Here is a 3,246-nt window from a genome sequence, read left to right on the forward strand (position 1 = left end):
GATCCGGGCTGACCGGATCAAGGCTTCCGGGCCGAAAGCCCGCGGCGCCAGCCGCTAGGATCACAGCTATGGTCCGGCCACCGACTGCCCGCTCCGCTGTACCCGGCGTCGGCCGGCTCGGTCTCCTCGAACCGACAGCGGCGGCTTCCCTGCATCAACTCGGCTGGGACAACGTCGACGGGGTGCCGGTGCTCTGGGCACTCTCGCGTTCGCCCGATGCCGATCTCGCCCTGTCCACGCTGGTGCGGCTGCGCGAATCGCTCGAAGATGCATGGCCCGAACTGGATTCTGCGATCCGTTCCGACACCACGTTGCGCGGCAGGCTGTTCGGCTTGCTCGGCTCGTCGACGGCCTTCGGCGACCACCTGGTCGCTGCCCCGGCCGCGTGGAAAGTGCTGCGCGAGAACGAACTTCCCAGCCGTGACGAGCTGATCGCCGACCTGCTCGACGCCGTCGACGCGGCGCCGGAGACCGGACCCAACGCGGGGCCGATGCTGTGGCGTGCCGGGATCGCCGGTCCGGAGGCGGTCGCCTTGCTGCGCGGCAGGTACCGCGATCAGCTGATGTTGCTGGCCGCGGTCGACCTGGCCTCCACCGTCGAGAACGAACCGGTGCCGCCGTACCTGGTGGTCGGCAAGCACCTGTCGGACCTGGCCGATGCCGCGCTCACCGCCGCCCTGTCGGTCGCGGTGGCCAGGGTGTGTAAGAACGGCCCGGTGCCGGTGCGCCTCGCGGTGATCGCGATGGGCAAATGTGGTGCGCGAGAACTGAATTACGTCAGTGACGTCGACGTGGTGTTCGTCGCCGAACCGGCCGACGCGACCGCGACCCGGCTCGCCGCGGAGATGATGAGTGTCGCGAGCTCGGCCTTCTTCGAGGTCGACGCCGCACTGCGCCCCGAGGGCAAGGCGGGGGCGCTGGTGCGCACCCTCGACTCCCACCTCGCCTACTACAAGCGGTGGGCGCGCACCTGGGAGTTCCAGGCGCTGTTGAAGAACCGGCCGATGACCGGCGATATGGAACTCGGCAAGCAGTACCGCGACGCGCTGATGCCGATGGTCTGGACGGCGTCGGAACGTCCCGACTTCGTCGCCGACGTCCAGGCCATGCGCCGCCGGGTCGAGGACCTGGTCCCCGCCGACATGCGTGAGCGCGAGCTCAAGCTGGGCGCGGGCAGCCTGCGCGATGTCGAATTCGCCGTGCAGCTGCTGCAATTGGTGCACGGCCGGGTCGACGAGGCACTGCACGTCACCAATACCGTCGAGGCGCTCACGGCCCTCGCCGCGGGCGGCTACGTCGGCCGTGAGGACGCCGCCAACCTCACCGCCTCCTACGAATTCCTGCGCCTGCTCGAACACCGCCTGCAATTGCAGCGGCTCAAGCGCACCCACACCCTGCCCGCGGCCGATGACGAGGAGGGCATGCGCTGGCTGGCCCGCGCCGCCCACATCCGGCCCGACGGCCGCCAGGACGCGGTCGGCGTGCTCGACACCGACATCCGCCGCAACGCCGTGCGAGTCCGGCGCCTGCACGCGAAACTGTTCTATCGCCCGCTGCTGGACGCGGTCGCCCGGATGGACTCCGACGCGCTGCGCCTGAGCCCCGACGCCGCCGTCCGCCAGCTCGCCGCCCTCGGCTACGGCGCACCGGCCAACGCGCTCGGCCATCTCAAGGCGCTCACCGGCGGCGTCTCGCGCAAGGGCCGCATCCAGGCGCTGCTGTTGCCGACTCTGCTCGAATGGCTCGGTGACACACCGAATCCCGATGCCGGGCTGCTCGCCTACCGCAGGGTGTCGGAGGGGCTCGACGACCAGATCTGGTTCCTGCGCGTGCTGCGTGACGAGGGCGCGGTGGCCCAGCGTCTGATGATCGTGCTCGGTTCCTCGGAGTACCTGCCCGACCTGCTGATCAACGCGCCCGACACCATCCGCATGTACGCCGACGGGCCAGGCGGCCCGCAGTTGCTCAGCACAAAACCCGAAGACGTCGCCCGCGGCATGCAGACCGCGGCCGCCCGCTACGACGACCCGAAACGTGCTGTCGCGGCAGCACGTTCACTGCGCCGCCACGAACTGGCCAGGGTCGCCTCGGCCGATGTGCTCGGCATGCTGGACGTCGCGCAGGTGTGCGCGGCGCTGTCGTCGGTGTGGGTCGCGGTGCTCGAGGCGGCACTGAGCGCGGTCATCCGCGCCTCGGAGGCCGAACGTGGTGCGCCCGCGCCCGCCGACTTCGCGGTGATCGGCATGGGCAGGCTGGGCGGGATGGAACTGGGCTACGGCTCCGACGCCGACGTGCTGTTCGTCTGCGATCCGCGCCCCGGTGAGGACGAGGCCACGGCCGTGAAATGGGCCAACGGGATCGCCGAGAAGGTGCAGCGGCTGCTCGGCGCACCGAGCGTCGACCCGCCTTTGCAGGTGGATGCGGGCCTGCGTCCCGAGGGGCGCAACGGGCCCCTGGTCCGCACGCTGACCGCTTATCAGGCCTACTACGCGCAGTGGGCCCAGCCGTGGGAGGTGCAGGCGCTGCTGCGCGCCCACCAGGTGGCGGGCGATCAGGATCTGGGCGTGCGCTTCCTGCACGTCATCGACCCGATCCGCTATCCGACCGGCGGGGTGTCGGAGGAATCGGTCCGCGAGATCCGCCGCATCAAGGCGCGCGTCGACTCCGAGCGACTCCCGCGCGGTGCCAACCCGTCGACCCACACCAAGCTGGGCCGCGGCGGCCTGGCCGATATCGAATGGACCGTCCAGCTCCTGCAACTGCGCCACGCGCACGAGATACCCGCGCTGCACAACACCTCGACCCTGCAGTCGCTCGACGTGATCGAGGCCGAGGGCATCCTCGAACCCGAGGACGTCGCGCTCCTGCGTGAATCGTGGATCACCGCCACCGCCGCCCGCAACGCCCTCGTCCTGGTCAAGGGCAAGCCGACCGACCAACTCCCCGGCCCGGGCCAGCTGCTCTCGGCGGTGGCTCGGGTAGCCGGCTGGCCCAACGACGACGGCAGCGAATTCCTCGACACCTACATGCGCATCACCCGCCGCGCGAAGGCCGTCGTCGAGCGCGTGTTCGGGGGATAGTCCGGACATGAAAAAGCCCCGCACCACTGGTGCGGGGCTTTTTCAGTTCACGCCGAAATCAGATGGCGCGGACGTCCTGGGCCTGGGGGCCCTTCTGGCCCTGGCCGACCTCGAACTCCACCCGCTGTCCCTCTTCGAGGGACTTGAAGCCCGAGCCGCCGATAGC

Annotated in this window: 2 protein-coding genes; one reads left to right on the forward strand and one right to left on the reverse strand. The window is 70.2% G+C overall.

What is annotated here, in order from left to right:
- The first annotated feature begins 68 nt into the window (after positions 1–68).
- Positions 69–3,080, forward strand: a complete 3,012-nt coding sequence (locus ACFWF3_RS29670; protein ID WP_379316914.1) for a bifunctional [glutamine synthetase] adenylyltransferase/[glutamine synthetase]-adenylyl-L-tyrosine phosphorylase — start codon at positions 69–71, stop codon at positions 3,078–3,080.
- Positions 3,081–3,138: 58 nt separating this feature from the next.
- Here ACFWF3_RS29670 and ACFWF3_RS29675 read toward each other — a convergent pair.
- Positions 3,139–3,246 (reverse strand): cold-shock protein (locus ACFWF3_RS29675; protein ID WP_379316916.1); only part of this gene is annotated, 108 nt, incomplete at its 5' end.

The sequence above is a fragment of the Nocardia sp. NPDC060220 genome, from assembly GCF_042727815.1.
Classification (GTDB): Bacteria; Actinomycetota; Actinomycetes; order Mycobacteriales; family Mycobacteriaceae; genus Nocardia.

Coding starts and splice junctions, on each gene's coding strand:
- ACFWF3_RS29670 (WP_379316914.1), top strand. CDS start 69: ATGGTCCGGCCACCGACTGCCCGCTCCGCTGTACCCGGCGTCGGCCGG.